The sequence below is a fragment of the Cellulomonas sp. ICMP 17802 genome, assembly GCF_041295535.1.
Classification (GTDB): Bacteria; Actinomycetota; Actinomycetes; order Actinomycetales; family Cellulomonadaceae; genus Cellulomonas.
On sequence record NZ_JBGFQZ010000028.1, the window covers coordinates 16,833 to 34,236 of the forward strand.

The 17,404-nt window shown below is 73.0% G+C and carries 13 protein-coding genes and 1 pseudogene; 11 read left to right on the plus strand and 3 right to left on the minus strand.

What is annotated here, in order from left to right; translation table 11 throughout:
* Positions 1-5 precede the first annotated feature (5 nt).
* From AB5970_RS16005 to AB5970_RS16025, 5 genes and pseudogenes are all read left to right on the plus strand, one after another.
* Complete coding sequence (locus AB5970_RS16005; protein WP_370504943.1) at positions 6-1,211, plus strand: sensor histidine kinase; 1,206 nt, start codon at positions 6-8, stop codon at positions 1,209-1,211.
* Complete coding sequence (locus AB5970_RS16010) at positions 1,208-1,819, plus strand: response regulator (RefSeq protein WP_370504944.1); 612 nt, start codon at positions 1,208-1,210, stop codon at positions 1,817-1,819. The genes AB5970_RS16005 and AB5970_RS16010 overlap by 4 nt, the downstream gene beginning before the upstream one ends.
* Before the next feature lie 25 nt (positions 1,820-1,844).
* Positions 1,845-3,029 carry a tRNA dihydrouridine synthase DusB gene (dusB, locus tag AB5970_RS16015; protein ID WP_370504945.1) on the plus strand — a complete coding sequence of 395 codons (1,185 nt, stop codon included), beginning with the start codon at positions 1,845-1,847 and terminating at the stop codon, positions 3,027-3,029.
* 48 nt (positions 3,030-3,077) lie between these two features.
* Positions 3,078-3,428 (plus strand): annotated as a pseudogene (locus tag AB5970_RS16020) (GAP family protein); the annotation flags it as partial.
* 25 nt (positions 3,429-3,453) lie between these two features.
* Positions 3,454-3,726 (plus strand): GAP family protein, encoded by a 273-nt coding sequence (locus AB5970_RS16025; protein ID WP_370504968.1) that lies wholly within the window; start codon positions 3,454-3,456, stop codon positions 3,724-3,726.
* A gap of 70 nt (positions 3,727-3,796) precedes the next feature.
* Here AB5970_RS16025 and AB5970_RS16030 read toward each other — a convergent pair whose 3' ends face one another.
* Complete coding sequence (locus tag AB5970_RS16030) at positions 3,797-4,675, minus strand: carbohydrate kinase family protein (protein ID WP_370504946.1); 879 nt, start codon at positions 4,673-4,675, stop codon at positions 3,797-3,799.
* Positions 4,676-4,740: 65 nt separating this feature from the next.
* Between AB5970_RS16030 and AB5970_RS16035 the strand changes: the two genes are divergently transcribed.
* Together AB5970_RS16035 and AB5970_RS16040 are read left to right on the plus strand one after the other, a co-directional pair.
* On the plus strand, positions 4,741-7,011 hold the full coding sequence (locus tag AB5970_RS16035; RefSeq protein WP_370504947.1) for a M28 family peptidase: 2,271 nt from the start codon (positions 4,741-4,743) through the stop codon (positions 7,009-7,011).
* Positions 7,008-8,450 carry an alpha-amylase gene (locus tag AB5970_RS16040; protein WP_370504948.1) on the plus strand — a complete coding sequence of 481 codons (1,443 nt, stop codon included), beginning with the start codon at positions 7,008-7,010 and terminating at the stop codon, positions 8,448-8,450. Before AB5970_RS16035 ends, AB5970_RS16040 begins: the two co-directional genes overlap by 4 nt.
* 53 nt (positions 8,451-8,503) lie before the next feature.
* On the opposite strand, the gene AB5970_RS16045 is transcribed toward AB5970_RS16040, so the two are convergent.
* Both AB5970_RS16045 and AB5970_RS16050 read right to left on the minus strand, forming a co-directional pair.
* Complete coding sequence (locus tag AB5970_RS16045) at positions 8,504-10,240, minus strand: glycoside hydrolase family 13 protein (protein WP_370504949.1); 1,737 nt, start codon at positions 10,238-10,240, stop codon at positions 8,504-8,506.
* A gap of 78 nt (positions 10,241-10,318) precedes the next feature.
* The gene (locus tag AB5970_RS16050; RefSeq protein WP_370504950.1) at positions 10,319-11,419 is read right to left on the minus strand and encodes a LacI family DNA-binding transcriptional regulator; all 1,101 of its coding nucleotides are present in this window, start codon (positions 11,417-11,419) and stop codon (positions 10,319-10,321) included.
* Positions 11,420-11,587: 168 nt separating this feature from the next.
* Between AB5970_RS16050 and AB5970_RS16055 the strand changes: the two genes are divergently transcribed.
* The 4 genes from AB5970_RS16055 (at position 11,588) to AB5970_RS16070 (ending at position 17,394) form a co-directional block, all read left to right on the plus strand.
* Positions 11,588-12,832 (plus strand): sugar ABC transporter substrate-binding protein, encoded by a 1,245-nt coding sequence (locus AB5970_RS16055; protein ID WP_370504951.1) that lies wholly within the window; start codon positions 11,588-11,590, stop codon positions 12,830-12,832.
* Positions 12,833-13,010: 178 nt separating this feature from the next.
* Positions 13,011-14,633: an ABC transporter permease subunit gene (locus tag AB5970_RS16060; RefSeq protein ID WP_370504952.1), complete on the plus strand. Its 1,623-nt coding sequence runs from the start codon at positions 13,011-13,013 to the stop codon at positions 14,631-14,633.
* Entirely contained in the window at positions 14,633-15,538 is a 906-nt protein-coding gene (locus AB5970_RS16065) for a sugar ABC transporter permease (protein WP_370504953.1), read from the plus strand. Before AB5970_RS16060 ends, AB5970_RS16065 begins: the two co-directional genes overlap by 1 nt.
* On the plus strand, positions 15,535-17,394 hold the full coding sequence (locus tag AB5970_RS16070; RefSeq protein WP_370504954.1) for a glycoside hydrolase family 13 protein: 1,860 nt from the start codon (positions 15,535-15,537) through the stop codon (positions 17,392-17,394). Before AB5970_RS16065 ends, AB5970_RS16070 begins: the two co-directional genes overlap by 4 nt.
* The last annotated feature ends 10 nt before the right edge of the window (positions 17,395-17,404 follow it).

Below are 17,404 nucleotides of genomic sequence, written 5' to 3' on the forward strand. Positions count from 1 at the left end.
ACGCCGTGAGGCGACGCACGGAGCGGGGCGACGGCACGGGCGTGCGCGACGAGCACTGGCCCAGCTGGGGCGGTCGGCTCGCGTACGCGTCGGAGGCCGACGGGATCGCGCGACCGCGCACGCGGCGGGTCATGCGAGTGGTCGGCCCGGCCATGGGGATCGTGTGGGCCGTCTTCCTGCTCCAGCCGTGGCAGGCGGCCTGGGACGCGCCCCACGACGTCGAGCGGATCCTGTCGCTGGTCGCGATCGCCGCCCTGGCCGTCAGCTTCGCGTGGGTGGTGCTCACGCAGGCGGGCCCGCACCGCGGGCGGTCGCCGGACCCCCGCAGCGCGTTCATCCTGCTCCAGCAGCTGGTCCTCGTCGCGGTCTCCTGCCTGGCCGCCGACGAGCAGGGCTTGGTCGGGCTGGTCTTCGTGTGCGTGTCCGCGGTGTTCCTGCTGCGCGACCCCCGCGCGCTGCTGGTGCCGGTGTTCGCCGCGGTCGTCGTGCTCGTGGTGCCGCGGATCGTGCCGGGCTGGCAGACGATCGACGACCTGATCATCTCGGTGTTCCTGGCCTCGGTCGCCGTCTACGGGTTCACGCAGCTGGTCCAGCGCAACCGGCAGCTGGCCCTGGCGCAGGACGAGGTCGCGGTGCTTGCGGTGGAGCGGGAGCGCGAGCGGATCGCGCGCGACATGCACGACATCCTCGGGCACAGCCTGACCGTGATCGCGGTCAAGGCCGAGCTCGCCGGCAAGATGTTCGACGTTGACGCCGACCGGGCACGGGCCGAGATCGCGGAGGTGCAGGGTCTGGCGCGTGCTGCGCTCGCGGACGTGCGCGGCATGGTGTCGGCCACGCGCGCGGTGACCCTCGCCGGCGAGCTGGCCGGCGCGCGGCAGGCCCTCGACTCGGCGGGCGTGGAGGCGGACGTGCCCGGCACCGTCGACCAGGTGCCGGACGACCTGCGCGAGCTCTTCGCCTGGGCGGTGCGCGAGGGCACCACCAACGTGCTGCGCCACGCCGCCGCGAGCCGCGTCCGGGTCACCATGACGGGAGACACCCTGATCGTCGACGACGACGGCTACGGCCCGGCGAACGCCGACCTGGTGCCCGGCAACGGCCTGCGCGGCCTGACCGAGCGGGCCCGCGAGTCCCGGGCACGGGTCGAGGTCACCGCGAGCCCGCTGGGCGGGTACCGGCTGCTGGTCACCACCAAGGACGCGCGATGATCCGGCTCCTGCTGGCCGACGACCAGGCGCTCGTCCGCGGCGCGCTCGCCGCGCTGCTCGACCTCGAGTCGGACCTCACGGTCGTCGCCCAGGTCGGTCGCGGCGACGAGGTGCTCGAGGCCGCCCGCGAGCACGCGGCCGACGTCGCCCTGCTCGACGTCGAGATGCCGGGCCTCGACGGCATCGCCGCCGCCGCGGAGCTCAAGGCCCGGTACCCCGCGTGCCGCTCGCTCATCGTCACCACCTTCGGCCGCCCCGGCTACGTCCGCCGGGCGCTCGACGCCGGGGCCAGCGGCTTCGTCGTCAAGGACACCCCCGCCGAGCAGCTGGCCGACGCGGTGCGGCGCGTGCACCGCGGGTTGCGCGTGATCGACCCGGACCTCGCGGTCGAGTCGCTCACCGTGGGCACCAGCCCGCTGACCGACCGCGAGCGCGACGTGCTCGTCGTCGCCGCCCATGGTGGGACGGTCGCGGACATCGCCCGCGAGACTTTCCTCTCGGAGGGCACGGTGCGCAACTACCTGTCCGCGGCCATGGGCAAGACAGGCGCCCGGACGCGGGCGGAAGCGGTGCGGCTGGCGCAGGAGTACGGCTGGCTGCTGGGCTGAGCGGCGCATGGGGGACAATGGGTGCATGACCCTGACGACTCCTGCGGCCCCGGCGCGCCCCGGCGCCGTGCTGCCGCCGTTGCGCATCGGTCCGCTGACCATCGACACCCCGGTGGTCCTGGCGCCCATGGCGGGCGTCACCAACGCCGCCTTCCGCCGCCTGTGCCGCGAGTCCGGCGCCGGGCTGTACGTCGCCGAGATGGTCACGTCCCGCGCGCTGGTCGAGCGCGGCGAGGAGTCGATGCGGATCATCTCGCACGAGCCCGACGAGCGGCCGCGGTCCGTCCAGGTCTACGGCGTCGACCCGGCGACCGTCGGAGCCGCCGTGCGGCTCATCGCCTCCGAGGACCGCGCCGACCACGTCGACCTCAACTTCGGCTGCCCGGTGCCCAAGGTCACGCGCCGCGGCGGGGGAGCCGTCCTGCCCTGGAAGCGGGACCTCTTCCGCAACATCGTCACGGCCGCCGTCGACGCCGCCAGCCCGTACGGCGTCCCGGTCACGGTGAAGATGCGCAAGGGCATCGACGACGACCACCTGACCTACCTCGAGGCCGGCCTGGTCGCGCAGGAGGTCGGCGTCGCGGCCGTCGCGCTGCACGCCCGCACCGCCGCCGACTACTACTCCGGCACGGCTGACTGGGACGCGATCGCGCAGCTCAAGCAGGCCGTGACCGACGTCCCGGTGCTGGGCAACGGCGACATCTGGTCGGCCGAGGACGCGCTCGAGATGGTCGCCCAGACCGGCTGCGACGGCGTCGTCGTCGGCCGCGGCTGCCAGGGCCGACCGTGGCTGTTCGCCGACCTCGCGGCCGCGTTCGCGGGGTCGGACGAGCGGATCACGCCCGGGCTCGGCTACGTCGCGACGATCGTCCGCCGGCACGCCGAGCTGATGGTCGAGCACTTCGGCGACGAGGGCAAGGCGCTGCGCGAGATGCGCAAGCACATGGCCTGGTACTTCAAGGGCTACGTCGTCGGCGGCGAGACCCGGGCCGCGCTCGGGCTGGTGTCGACCATGGCCGAGCTCGACGAGCGCCTCGCCCGCCTCGACCTCGACCAGGGCTACCCGGGTGCGGGCGCCGAGGGGCAGCGCGGCCGGGCCGGCTCGCCCAAGCGACCGCTCCTGCCATACGGCTGGCTCGACTCGCGCGAGCTGTCCGAGGAGTTCGCCAAGGCGCTGCACGAGGCCGAGCTGAGCGTCTCCGGCGGCTGACCCCGGCGTGAGACGATCCGGGCGACGACGACGCCCGGGAGGCGACCGATGCTGCTCGAGATCGCGCCGCTGGCCCTCGGCATCGCCGCCTCGCCGTTCCCGGTGATCCCGGCCATCCTCCTGCTGTTCACGCCGCGACCTCGCGCCGCCGGAGGGGCCTTCCTCCTCGGCTGGGCGGTCGGCATCGCGGCGTCGTGCGGTGTCGCCGCCGCGGTGGCCTCGTTCGTCGAGCTCCACGAGACGACGCCCACCTGGGTCCCGTGGACCAAGCTCGCGCTCGGTGTGCTGCTGCTCGCGCTCGCCGCGCGGCAGTGGCTCTCGCGCGGGTCGAAGGCCGAGCCGGCCTGGATGGCCGCGCTGAGCGACGCCGGGCCGGCGGCCGCGGTGCGCTGGGGCCTGCTCCTGTCCGCGGGCCAACCCGAAGATCCTGGTGCTCGCCGCGGCGGGCGGGTTGGCGATCGGCGCCGCCGACCTGACCGGTGCCCGGTCGGCGACGGCCGTGGTGGCCTTCACCGCGATCGCGTCGTGCACGGTGGCGCTGCCGTGGCTGCTCTTCGTCGTGCGGGGACCGCGGATCCTCGGCCCGCTCGGTCGCGCCCGGGACTGGCTGCGGGCCCACAGCGGCGCGGTGATGGCCGCGGTCCTCGGGGTGATCGGCGCCCTGCTCGTCGCGGAGGGTCTCGCCGGCGTGGTCTAGGGGCGGGCGGCGCGGACCCCACGCTGCACGCATCCATGTGGGCATCCATCCCGCGTCGCGAGCGCGCGGGTCACAGGCGACGGACCGCCACGCTCCTCGCGAGCTCGTCGACGCTGTCGACCGTGGCGGTCGGTGCGCCGAGGTCGCGGGTCGTGACCGCGAGCGCTCCCGTCGCGGACGCGCGCGCGAGCGCGCACTCGACCGCCAGCCCGTCGAGGACCCCGGAGATCAGCCCGGCGAGGAACGCGTCGCCGGCGCCGTTGGTGTCCACCGCCTCGGCCACGGGCGTGGCCGGCACCTCGATCCAGCCGTCGGCGTCCAGCGCGAGGGCACCCGCCGCGCCGTCGGTGCAGACCGCGAGCCGGCAGCCGCGGGCGACCGCGCCCGCGAGGTAGGCGCGCCGGTCGGCCAGGCTCGCGGCACTGACCAGCAGCACGTCCGCCGCGGCGACGAAGTCGCGGGGGTAGCCGGCGACGCCGTCGTCGTCGTGCACGTCGCACCAGACGGGGACGCCGGCGGCGCGGGCGGCGTCCAGGAGCGGACGGCTGTGGTCGGCCAGGTCGAGGACGGCGACGTCCACGCCGTCGAACGACGGCACGGCGCCCGGCTCCGGGTTCGGCAGCTCGAGGTAGACGGACACGCGCGAGCCGTCGTCGGCCATGAGGTTGACGTGCCGCTCGGTGCGAGCGACGCCCTGCGCGACCAGGTCGATGCGCGGGTGCGCCAGGGCGGCGCGGACGAGTCCTCCCTCGCGGTCGTCGCCCAGCGCGGTGCGGAGCGTGACGTCGACGCCGAGCGCCGCCAGCGTCAGCGCCTTGCCGGCCGAGGTCCCGCCGAGCCCGTCGTGGTGGCTGCTCGCGAACAGGGTCTGCGAGCGCGGCTCGGGCAGGGCCGCGAGGCGGATGAGGGTGTTCCAGGACGCGGGACCGTTGACCAGGACGCGAGGCACGCGGCCCACCCTAGGAGCGGCGTGGTGGTCCTCAGCACGACACTCCGCCAGGGATCATGGTCGCCGTGAACGTGACGACGAGGTCCCGCGGCCTCTCCCTGCTCAGCCTGGTCGTGCTCGCCGTCCTGACGGCCGTGAGCCTGTGGACCGTCTGGCCCCCGGCCCCGGCCCCCGCCGACGCTCCCGCCGACGAGTTCAGCGCGCAGCGCGCGTTCCAGCACGTCGAGGCCGTCGGCCAGGAGGTCCACCCGGCCGGCAGCCCGGCCGCGGGCGACGTCCGCGCGCACATCGTCGACACGCTCACCGACCTGGGCCTGGAGCCCGAGGTCGTGGACGGCGTCGGTGCCACGGGCGCGCTGGGCAGCACGTACGGGCTCGCGGCCGTGCAGAACGTCGTCGCGGAGATCCCCGGCACCGACTCGACCGGGCGGATCTTCCTCGTCGCCCACTACGACTCGGTGCAGGTGTCGTACGGCGCCAACGACGACGGCGCCGGCACCGCCACCCTGCTGGAGACCGCCCGAGCCCTGCACGAGGGGCCGGCGCTGAAGAACGACGTGGTCCTGCTCTTCACGGACGCCGAGGAGGCGTGCCTGTGCGGCGCGGAGGCGTTCGTGCACGACGCCCCGCTCGGCGCCGACGGCGGCGTGGTGCTGAACGTCGAGGCCCGCGGGGCTTCGGGCCCGGCGATCATGTTCGAGACGTCCCGGGGCAACGCCGCCCTGGTCGACGTGTACTCCACCGTGCCGCACCCCGTCGGCAGCAGCATGGCGGTCGAGGTCTACCGGATCCTGCCGAACGACACCGACTTCACGCCGTTCCGCGAGCAGGAGCGGTTCACGGGCCTCAACTCGGCGTACATCGACGGCTCGGCGGTCTACCACTCGCCGGAGGACCGGCCGGAGTACATGGACCTCGCGAGCCTGCAGCACCACGGGTCCAACGCCCTGGCGCTCGTGCGGCACCTCGGCGACGACGACATCGCCGCGCTGAGCGTGCCGTCGGCGGACGACGCCACGTACTTCCCGGTGCTCGGCGAGCTCGCGCGCTACCCGGGCTGGCTCGTGTGGCCGGTGGCGGTGCTCGCCCTGCTCGCGGTCGTCGCGCTGGGGTGGCTGTCCGTGCGCAGCGGCCTGGTGCGCGGGCGCCGGCTGGCCGCGGGGTTCGCCTGGGGGCTGGCGCCGATCGTGCTGGTGGCGGTCGTGGCCCAGCTGTTCTGGATGCTGCTGGTCGCGCTGCGGCCCGGGTACTCCGAGATGATCGACCCCTGGCAGCCCTGGTGGTTCCGCGCTGCGCTGATGGCGTTGGTCGCGACCGTGCTGCTGGTCTGGTTCGGCACGCTGCGGGGACGGCTGGGGGCCCCGGCCCTGGTGGTCGGGGCGCTCGGGTGGCTGGCGGTGCTCGGTCTCGTGCTGGCGGCGGTGACCCCGGGCGGCTCGTACCTGGCCGCGCTGCCAGCCCTCGCGGGGGGCGTCGGCGGCATCGTCGCGCTGCGCCTCGGCGAGACCGGGCGCGTCGTGGTGCACACAGTCGTCGGGGCGGTCGCGGTCGTCGTGCTGGCGCCGATCGTCCTGCTGTTCCTGCCCGCCCTGGGGCTGGCGACGGGCGCGGCCCCGGCCCTGTTCGCCGTGCTGCTCGGGCTGGCGCTCCTGCCCGTGCTCGACCGCGTGGTCCCGGCTGGGCGTCGCGCGCTGCTCCCCGCGCTGGTGGCGGGCGCGCTCGCGGTGGCCTGCGTCGGGGTCGGCCTGGTGGTCGACCGGTTCGACGAGCGGCACCCGCTACCGACCCAGCTGATGTACGCGCTCGACGCGGACTCGGGGAAGGCGTGGTGGGTCAGCTCCGAGGCCTCGCCCAGCGACTGGACCAGCCAGTACGTGTCGGGCCACGACGACGTCGCGTCGACGTTCCCGCTGCTGACCGACGGCGTCTGGACGGGTTCCGCGGAGGCGGCCGACCTGCCCGCGCCGGAGATCACCACGAACTCCGACACGACCGCGGACGGCGTCCGGACCCTCGAGCTGACCGTGGTCCCGCAGCGACCGGTCCGCCTGGTCGGCCTGCACCTGGCCGACGCCACGGTGCGGACGGCCGAGGTCGAGGGCCGCGACGTGCCGGTCTCCGACGGCACCTTCGACGTGGTGTTCAACGCCCCGCCGGCCGACGGCGTGCACGTCACGCTGACGCTGGACCCCGGCACGGCGGCCACGCTGCGGGTGGCCGACGGCAGCGACGGGCTCGAGGACCTGCCCGGGTTCCGGCCGCGGCCGCCCGGCGTGGGGATCGAGGGGTCGCACACGTCGGAGCTGGTGCTGGTGGGCAGGTCGGTGTCGCTGTGACGCGCCTGACCGCCCGCGTGGCAGCCCTGGTCGGCGCGCTCCTGCTCCTCGCGGCGTGCAGCGGGACGCCCGAGCCGTCGGTCTCGCCCCCCGACGGCGGTGGGCACGACGTGGGCGTCGAGATGTTCCAGTGGACCTGGGACGCGATCGCCACCGAGTGCACCGACCACCTGGGCCCGGCAGGCTACGCGTGGGTGCTCACCAGCCCGCCGCAGGAGCACATCCTGGGCGAGCAGTGGTGGACGGCCTACCAGCCGGTCAGCTACCGGGTGGAGTCCCGGCTGGGCACCCGCGAGCAGTATGCGGCGATGGTGCAGACGTGCCACGACGCGGGCGTCGACGTCTGGGCCGACGCGGTGGTCAACCACATGACCGGCCAGGACGCGCCCGGCACCGGCTGGGCGGGGTCGACCTACAGCCACTACGACTACCCGGGCACCTACACCGACGCGGACTTCCACCACTGCGGGCTGACGCCGGACGACGACATCGCCGACTACAAGAACGCCGCCCAGGTCCAGACGTGCGAGCTGGTCAACCTGGCCGACCTCGCGACGGAGACCGACCACGTGCGGTCGACGATCGTGGCCTACCTGCAGGACCTGGTGTCGCTGGGCGTCGACGGCTTCCGCATCGACGCCGCCAAGCACATGGCTCCCGCGGACATCGCGGCGGTCGTCGCGGAGCTGCCCGCGGGCACGGGCATCGCGCAGGAGGTCATCCGCGGCAGCGGCGAGCCGGTCACGCCGGAGCAGTACACCGACAACGGCCATGTCTACGAGTTCGCGTGGGGCAAGGACGTCAAGGGCGTGCTCGCCGGGTCGCCGGGCCTCGCGCTCGACCTGGGCACCACGTCGCGGTACCTGCCGTCCGACGACGCGGTGATCTTCGTCGACAACCACGACACCGAGCGCAACGGTTCCACGCTCAGCTACCGCGACGGCGCGCAGTACGCGCTGGCGAACGTGCTCATGCTCGCCAGCAGCTACGGCATCCCCGCGGTCTACACGGGGTACGCGTTCTCGGACCGCGACGCCGGCCCTCCGCAGGACGCCGACGGGCGCGTGCTCGACGCGACCTGCGGTGACGCGCCGGGCCCCGACGCCGACCCCGCCGCCGGCGCCTGGGTCTGCCAGCACCGGTGGCCGGAGATCGCGGGCATGGTGGGCTGGCGCAACGTCGTCGGCGACGCGCCGCGGACGGACGTCTGGTCCGAGGGCGACGCGGTCGCGCTCGGCCGGGGGGAACGAGGGTTCGTCGTGGTCAACGCGGGCGACGCCGAGCTGCGCACCGAGCTGGCGACGAGCCTGCCGGACGGCCGGTACTGCGACGTGCTCTCGACGCAGGAGTGCGCCGACGCCACGGTGAAGGACGGGAAGCTCTCCGTCGTCGTCCCGCCGGGCACGGCCCAGGCCTGGGACGTCGCCCACCGCCCGTGACCAGGCAGGACGGCCCCGCCGAGCAGTGCTCGACGGGCCGTCCGCGTGCGGGGTCAGGCGCTGAGTCGGGCCCAGACGGTGGCGTCGGACGGGACCAGCACCGAGCCGTCCGCGTCGGCTGCCGGGTCGATCGAGGCGAGCAGCACCTCGGCGCCGGCGGGCAGGGCCACCGGGTCGGCGCCCAGGTTGGCGACGACCAGCACGTCCCGGTTGACGAACGCGATGACGTCGTCGCCGAGGCCGTGCAGCCACTCCATGCCGCCCGACCCGAGGCCCGACTCCCGCCGCAGCTGCAGCGCGGCCCGGTAGGTCTCGTAGGTCGAGCCGGCGACGCCGCGCTGCGCGTCGAGCGCGTACGACGCCCACTCCGCGGGCTGCGGCAGCCAGGTCACGCCGGTGGGGGAGAACCCGAACCCGGCCTGGTCGGAGGCCCAGGGCAGGGGCACGCGGCAGCCGTCGCGACCGCGCTCGGCGCCACCGGTCCGGAAGAACGCCGGGTCCTGGCGCAGGTCGTCGTCGAGCGAGGTGTGGTCGGGCAGCCCGAGCTCCTCGCCCTGGTACAGGTACGCGGAGCCGGGCAGGCCGAGCATGAGCAGCGAGGCGCAGCGCGCACGGCGCAGGCCGAGGGCCTCGTCGGGCTGCTCGTCGCCGTGCCCGATGCCGTTGGGCCGCGAGCCCGGCTCGGCGAGACCGAGCCGCGAGGCGTGCCGGACCACGTCGTGGTTGGACAGCACCCAGGTGGTGGGCGCGCCGACGACGTCCGCCGCGCGGTACGACGCCTCGACGACCGTGCGCAGCGCCGGCGCGTCCCAGTGCGTGGCCAGGAACGCGAAGTTGAACGCCTGCTGCATCTCGTCGGGCCGCACGTAGCGCGTCAGCCGGGAGAGGGGCTCCACCCAGGCCTCGGCCACCAGCGCGCGGTCGCCGGGGTACTCGGCGAGCACCTTGTTCCAGGCACGGTAGATGTCGTGCACGCCGTCCTGGTCGAACATCGGGCCCTGGTTGCCGGCGCCGGAGACGGTGTCCGTGGCCTCGACGTCGTCGGACCCCTCGATCATGGAGACGTGGCCGTCCCAGTCGGGCAGCCCGGGCGCCTTGACCATGCCGTGCGCGACGTCGATGCGGAAGCCGTCGACCCCGCGGTCGAGCCAGAACCGCAGCACGTCCTCGAACTCGGCGCGGACCTCGGGGTGCTCCCAGTCGAGGTCGGGCTGCCGGGAGTCGAACAGGTGCAGGTACCACTCGCCGGGCGTGCCGTCGGCGTCCGTCGTGCGGGTCCAGGCCGGTCCGCCGAAGATCGACTGCCAGTTGTTGGGCGGCTCGGTGCCGTCCACGCCGCGGCCGTCGCGGAACAGGTACCGGGCCCGCTCGGGCGAGCCGGGGCCGGCGGCCAGCGCGGCCTGGAACCACTCGTGCTCGTCGGAGGTGTGGTTGGGCACCAGGTCGACGATCACGCGGAGGCCGAGGCCGTGCGCGCGCTCGAGCATCGCGTCGAAGTCCGCCAGCGTGCCGAACAGCGGGTCGACGTCGCGGTAGTCGGCGACGTCGTACCCGGCGTCGGCCTGCGGGGACCGGTAGAACGGCGAGAGCCACACGGCGTCGACGCCGAGCTCGGCGAGGTGCTCCAGGCGCGAGGTCACGCCCGGCAGGTCGCCGATGCCGTCGCCGGACGCGTCCGCGAAGGAGCGCGGGTAGACCTGGTAGATCACGGCATCCCGCCACCACTCGCCGTCCGGGGAGCCGGGGGCGTGCACCAGGGTGCGCAGGGGTCGGGTGTCGGTCGTCGTCATGCGGGCATGCCTCACTTCGGGGGGTCTAGACAGGGGGAGGCGCCGTTGCCGAACGGGGCCGCACGGGCCCGCGGTCGATCAGAGTACGGCGGACGCCTGGGTGGTCACAGCGACCGAGGTCAGCGCGGGGGCGGCCCCCGTGGAGCCGCGGACGATGAGCTCGGGGTGGAACTTCAGCTCGGTGCGGGACGCCGGGGTCCCGTTGATCTCCGAGACCAGCGCCGAGACCGCGGCGTGGCCCATCGAGAGCACCGGCTGGCGCACCGTGGTCAGCGGTGGGTCGGTGAAGGCGATCAGCGGGGAGTCGTCGAAGCCCACCACCGACAGGTCGCCCGGCACGGACAGCCCGCGGGAGCGGGCCGCGCGGATGGCGCCCAGGGCCATGAGGTCCGAGCCGCAGATGATCGCGGTGTGCCCGGAGTCGATGAGGTCGAGCGCGGCCGCCTGGCCCCCCTCCACCGTGAACAGGGTGGTGACGACGTGGCCGTCCTCGCTGGTGACCCCGAGGTGGCGCTCCAGGTTGATCGCGAACTCCACCCGTTTGCGCGCCGCCGGCACGAACCGCTCGGGGCCGATGGCGAGGCCGATCGAGCGATGGCCGAGCGAGACCAGGTGCCGGAAGGCGAGGTCGAGCGCCGCCGAGTCGTCGGTGGAGACCGACGGGGCGTCCACCCCGGCGGCGAACCCGTTCACCAGCACGATCGGCATCCCACGGCTGCGCAGCCGGTGGTAGCGCTCCTTGCTGGCCGTCGTGTCGGCGTGCAGGCCGGACACGAAGACGATGCCGTCGACCGCGTGCTCGAGCAGCATCTCGACGTACTGGTCCTCCGTGGTGCCGCCCGGGGACTGCGTGCAGAGCAGCGGCGTGTACCCGCGCTCGGTCAGCATCGTCTCGATGACCTGCGCGAACGCGGGGAAGACGGGGTTCGACAGCTCGGGGACCACGAGGCCGACCAGGCCGGCGGACCGGGTGCGCAGCTTCTCGGGTCGCTCGTACCCGAGCACGTCGAGGGCCGCCAGCACGGCCTGACGAGCCTGGGCCGACACGCCGTGCTTGCCGTTGAGGACCCGAGACACCGTGGCCGTGCTGACGCCGGCCTGCTCGGCCAGATCCGTCAGACGGGTGCGCACAGGCGGCAGCGTAGGGGACACCGGACCTCCTCGTCCGTAGTCGTTCATGAAGGTCACCGCGGTGCGCGTCGAGGCCCGCTGGAACCGTTGCCTGAAAGTTACCGTAACGACTTGCAAGCGCTGTGGCAACGACGCTAACTTCGCCCTTATCAGGCCAGCGTCGGTGGGGATACCGCCGCACGCGGGCATACCCCACAGACCTCTTTGGAGATGACGATGCGACGGAGCATCCCTGTCGTCGCGGCGACGCTCGGCCTCGCGCTGACGCTCACCGCGTGCTCAGGTTCCGGTGACAGCGGCGACAACTCGTCGGCCGCCCCGAGCGAGAGCGCCGCCCTCACGGGCACCCTCACGATGTGGGTCGACGAGACCCGTATCGACGTGATGAAGCCGATCGTGGACGAGTTCACCGCGGAGACCGGCGTCAAGGTCGACCTCGTGCAGAAGGTGTCGGGCGACATCCGCACCGACTTCGTCTCGCAGGTCCCCACGGGCGAGGGCCCGGACGTCATCATCGGCGCGCACGACTGGACCGGTGAGTTCGTCAACAACGGTGTCGTCGCTCCGGTGGAGCTCGGCGACAAGGCCGACGGCTTCCTCGAGTCGGCCGTCACGGCGTTCACCTACGACGGCCAGCAGTACGGCGTGCCGTACGCGATCGAGAACATCGCGCTGGTCCGCAACAACGCGCTGCTCAAGGACACCACGGCGACGACGTTCGACGACCTCGTCACGCAGGCGAAGAGCGCCGGCACCGAGTTCTCGGTCCTCATCCAGCAGGGCGACCAGGGCGACGCGTACCACCTGTACCCGCTGCAGACGTCGTTCGGCGCCCCCGTGTTCAAGCAGGACAGCACCGGCTCGTACACCAACGAGCTCGCCCTCGGCGGCGCGCAGGGTGACGCGTTCGCGGCCTACCTGCAGAAGCTCGGCCAGGAGAAGGTTCTCGACCCGGCCATCGACGGCGACAAGGCCAAGCAGGCGTTCCTCGACGGCAAGGCGCCGTACATCATCACCGGGCCGTGGAACACCACGGCGTTCAAGGACGCCGGCATGGACATCACGGTCCTGCCCGTCCCGAGCGCCGGTGGCGAGGAGGCCAAGCCGTTCGTCGGCGTCCAGGGCGCCTTCATCTCCGCGAAGTCGAAGAACCCGGTGCTGGCCAACGAGTTCGTGACCAACTTCCTCACCACCGAGAAGGTCCAGACCGAGCTCTACAAGGCGGGTGGCCGCCTGCCGGCCCTCAAGACCGCCGCGGCGAAGGTCGACGACCCGATCCTCGCGGGCTTCAACGAGGCCGGGGCCACCGGCGCGCCGATGCCCTCGATCCCCGAGATGGGCTCCGTCTGGAGCTTCTGGGGCACCACCGAGGTGCAGATCATCGGCGGCCAGGCCGCTGACCCTGCCGGCGCGTGGAACACCATGACGGCGAACATCCAGGGCGCGATCGACGCCGGCTGACGCCGATCGACCGGCTCGCCGGGGTCCCGCACGGGGCCCCGGCGAGCCGTCGCCGGGCCGAACGATCCGACCGCTGCCAGGATCGGATCGTCGGTCGAAGTCGTAGTACGTCCCACGCTCCACCGCGGGCAGCGCCCCGCCCTGTCGCCGCGCGACGACGCGCAGCACGGAGGACCTCATGACGGACCAGCAGACCACGCAGGACGTCGTCTCCCAGGGGGCGCAGCCGCCCCCCGCGGACGTCCCCCGCCGAGCTCGCTCCGGCGACTCCCACGCGCGGAGCTTCTCCGCGGGTTTCGTGGCCAAGCTCCTGCTCGTGGCCCTCGTCGACGCGCTCGGCGTGTACGGCATCCTCGCCGCCGCCGCGGTCAGCTCGTGGGCGATCGTCGGGTTCCTCGTCTTCGCGCTGGTCGTCGTCAACTGGGTCTACTTCTCGCGGCGCATGCTCCCCGCGAAGTACCTGGTGCCCGGGCTCTTGTTCCTGCTCGTGTACCAGCTGTTCGCCATGGCCTACACGGGGTACATCGCCTTCACCAACTACGGCGACGGCCACAACTCGAACAAGTCCGACGCGATCGAGTCGATCCTCGTCCAGAACGAGCGCCGGGTGGAGGGCTCGCCCAGCTACCCGCTCACCGTGGTCACCCGCGACGGGAACCTCGGGTTCGCCATCGTGCAGGACGACGAGGCGCAGGTGGGGACGGCCGACAAGCCGCTCGAGCCGGCGCCCGACGCCACGGTCGAGGCAGGCAAGGTCACGGCGGTCCCCGGCTACGACGTCCTGCAGTTCGCGCAGATCGCGCAGCAGCAGGAGGCGATCACCAACCTGCGGGTCCCGGTCTCGAACGACCCGAACGACGGCTCGCTGCGCACCCAGGACGGGTCGACCGGGTACATCTACGAGTCGACGATGGTCTACGACGCGTCCGCGGACACGATGACGGACCAGACGACCGGGACGGTGTACTCGCCGTCCGACCACGGCAACTTCGTGGCCGAGGACGGCACCGTGCTGCTGCCCGGCTGGCGCGTGACCGTCGGCTTCGAGAACTTCACCGCGTTCTTCACCGACTCGCGCATCGCCGGACCGTTCTTCGAGATCCTCGTGTGGACGTTCGCCTTCGCGATCCTGTCGGTCCTCACGTGCTTCGTCGTCGGGCTGTTCCTCGCGGTCGTGTTCAACGACCCGCGGGTCAAGGGCCGGCGGATCTACCGCTCCCTGCTGCTCCTGCCCTACGCCCTGCCGGCGTTCATCTCCGCCCTGGTGTGGCGGGGGCTGCTCAACCAGCGGTTCGGGTTCGTCAACGAGGTGCTGCTGGGCGGCGCCGACATCCCGTGGTTGACCAACCCGTGGCTGGCCAAGCTCTCGATCATCGGCGTCAACCTGTGGCTGGGCTTCCCGTACATGTTCCTGGTGTGCACCGGGGCGCTGCAGTCCATCCCCGGCGACGTCATCGAGTCGGCGCGCATGGACGGCGCGGGCGCCGCGCGGATCCAGCGCTCGATCGTGCTGCCGCTGCTGATGGTCGCGGTCGCGCCGCTGCTGATCGCGTCGTTCGCGTTCAACTTCAACAACTTCACGCTCATCTACCTGCTGACCGGCGGCGGGCCGAACTTCCAGGGCACGCCGATCCTGGTCGGCCACACCGACATCCTCATCTCGATGGTCTACTCCGTGGCCTTCGAGAGCGGGCTCAAGCAGTACGGCCTGGCCAGCGCGCTGTCGATCATGATCTTCCTGATCGTCGGTGCGATCTCCTGGGCAGGCTTCCGTCGGACCCGTCGTCTCGAGGAGCTGTGATGACCACCGCCACGACCGTCGAGAAGCGGACCGTCACGTCGACGGAGCAGTTCAGCCCCAAGGGCATGCGCTGGTGGCGCGAGGTCGGGTGGCGGCACGTCGTGGCCATCGTGGCCATCGTCATCTGCCTGCTGCCGTTCGTGTACCTGGTGTCCGCCTCGCTGAACCCGGGCGGCACGCTCACGGGCTCGAACCAGCTGTTCCGCACCATCAGCACCGAGAACTTCTCCACGCTGACCACCACGAAGTACCCCCGCTGGCTGGGCAACTCGCTCGTCATCGCGACCGTCACGGGGATCGGCACGGTGCTCATGGGCGCGGCGGCGGCGTACGCGTTCTCGCGGTTCCGGTTCCGCGGCCGGCGCGGGACGCTGACCAGCCTGCTGATCATCCAGATGTTCCCGCAGACGCTCGCGTTCGTCGCGATCTTCCTGCTGCTGCTCTCGCTCGGGAAGGTGTTCCCCGCGCTGGGCCTGAACAGCTCGCTCGGGATCATCCTGGTCTACCTGGGCGGCGCGCTCGGCGTGAACACGTTCCTCATGTACGGGTTCTTCAACACCGTGCCCCGGGAGCTCGACGAGGCCGCCAAGATCGACGGCGCGACCCATGCCCAGATCTTCTGGACGATCATCCTGCGCCTGGTGACGCCGATCCTCGCCGTGGTGGGGCTGCTCTCGTTCATCTCGACCTACGGCGAGATCCTCATCGCCCGCGTGGTGCTGGGCCGGCAGGAGAACTACACGGTCGCGCTGGGTCTCTACACCTGGGCCGCCGACGAGCGCACGGCCCGGTGGGGCGTGTTCGCGGCCGGAGCCGTGCTCGCCGCCATCCCCGTGATCATCCTGTTCTTCGCCCTGCAGAAGTACATCGTCGGCGGGCTGATCGCCGGGTCCGTCAAGGGATGAGCCCGGTGCGCCACCTGCTCGACCAGCCGCACCACGACGGGTCCGAGCTGTACGTCCGGCGCGCCACGCCGCGGCTCGGCGACGTGGTCCCGGTGCGGGTCCGCGTGCCGGCGTCGGGCTCCGAGCGCGCGGTCTGGCTGCGCACGGTGCGCGACGCGGAGCCGCGGATGGTGCCGACCCGGCTCGAGCGGGTCGACGAGGACGCCCGCTGGTACGTCGGCGAGGTGCCGGTGCACAACCCGGTCGCGGGCTACCGGGTGCTGCTGGACGAGCCGGGCGGCTACCGCTGGCTGAACGGGCGTGGCCTGCACGCGCGCGACGTGCCGGACGCCGGGGACTTCCGGCTCACCGTGCACGACCCGGCGCCGGCCTGGATGGACACCTCGGTGGTCTACCAGGTGTTCCCGGACCGGTTCGCGCGGTCGTCCGGTCACGACGGCCCGCCCGCCGGCCCGCTGCCCGACTGGGCGCTGCCCGCGCGCTGGGACGACGAGCCCATCGGGGAGGGGCGCGGGGTCGCGCAGCAGTACTTCGGGGGCGACCTGGCAGGGGTCGAGCAGCGGCTCGACCACCTGCAGCGGCTGGGGGTCGACACGCTCTACCTGACGCCGGTCTTCCCCGGCCGGTCCAACCACCGCTACGACGCGAGCACGTTCGACGTCGTCGACCCGCTGCTGGGGGGCGACGCGGCGCTGGCGTCCCTGAGCCGGGCGGTGCACGGCCGGGGCATGCGGATCCTCGGCGACCTCACGACGAACCACACCGGCGCGGGGCACGAGTGGTTCGGGCGCGCGCAGGCGGACCGGTCGAGCGAGGAGGCGTCCTTCTACTACTGGACCGACGACGAGCTCGGCTACGTCGGGTGGCTCGAGCACGCGTCGCTGCCCAAGCTCAACTACAACGCCCCCGCGCTCGCGCACCGCATGGTGGACGGCCCGAACTCCGTGATCGGGCGCTGGCTGGTCGAGCCGTACGCGCTCGACGGGTGGCGCATCGACGTCGCGAACATGACGGGCCGGTACGCGGACGACGACCTCACGCTGCAGGTGGCGCACACGATCCGCCGCACGATGCACGCCCTCAACCCCGAGGCGGTGCTGGTCTCGGAGCACTTCCACGACGCCGGCACGGACCTGGCGGCCGGCGGCTGGCACGCCAACATGAACTACTCGGCGTTCACGCGGCCGGTGTGGACGTGGCTGGTGGACCCCTCGCTGGACCTGGGTTTCCTCGGCATGCCCGTGCCGATCCCGCGGCGCGACGGCGTCTCGATGGTCGACACCATGCGCGACTTCGACTCGACGGTGCCGTGGGCGGTGACCACCCACCAGTGGAACATGCTCGGCTCGCACGACACCGCGCGCCTGCGGACCGTCGTCGGCACGCGCGAGCGCGTGGAGCTGGCCGCCGGCCTGCTGTTCACCTACCCCGGGACGCCCGCGATGTTCGCCGGCGACGAGGGCGGCCTGACCGGCACCAACGGTGAGCACTCCCGGGTCGCGATGCCGTGGCACGACATCGACGCAGGCGGCGGACCGCGCTGGGACCAGGCCACGTTCGAGATCTACCGCGCGCTCATCGCCGTGCGCCGAGGCTCGCGGGCGCTGCGCGAGGGCGGGATGCGCTGGGCCGTCGTGAGCCCGGACGCGGTGGCGTACCTGCGCGAGACCGTCGACGAGCGGGTGCTCGTGCTCGTCGCGCGCGGGCCGTGGGACGGGGCGGACCTGCCGCGGCACCTCCTCGCGGCGGGAGCCGCGCCGGAGAACCTGTACGGCGGCGGCGACCTCGGGGTGCACCCGGACCGCCTCACGCTGCCGGGCGACGGACCGGGGGTGCAGGTCTGGAGGCTGGCGTGATCGTTACGCT